This is a genomic window from Pseudoalteromonas sp. RB2-MNA-CIBAN-0110 (assembly GCF_040309305.1).
Taxonomy (GTDB): domain Bacteria; phylum Pseudomonadota; class Gammaproteobacteria; order Enterobacterales; family Alteromonadaceae; genus Pseudoalteromonas; species Pseudoalteromonas arctica.
This window is the reverse complement of sequence record NZ_JBEOOQ010000120.1, coordinates 1-318: the sequence shown is the minus strand read 5'-3', so window position 1 is coordinate 318 and position 318 is coordinate 1. Positions and strand designations below refer to the sequence as shown.

General features: G+C 40.3%; 1 pseudogene. It reads left to right on the top strand.

Going from position 1 to position 318, the window contains the following annotated elements:
- Positions 1-318: pseudogene (locus AAEY68_RS20800) on the top strand (tetratricopeptide repeat protein); the annotation flags it as partial.

Below are 318 nucleotides of genomic sequence, written 5' to 3'. Positions count from 1 at the left end.
ACACTCACTTCTACACAAACAGTTAATCGAGCGCAAGGAAACTGTATTAGCCTAGCGGTGCTTACCCAAAGCTATGCTCGCATTCTTGGTTTAGATACGAGTTTTCAAGAAATGACCAGCGAGCCTGTTTACGCAAAAGAAAGTAACTTAGTGTATGTAGCTAACCATTTTAGAACTATGGTTTATGCCCCTAAAGAAATAGGTACCGCTAAAAACATAAATCCAATAAGCACAATAACAACCCGCGCAGGTACGTTAATCGACTACTTCCCAACTCGAGACAGTATTTACTCAGGTAGTGCTAACCATAATGACTTA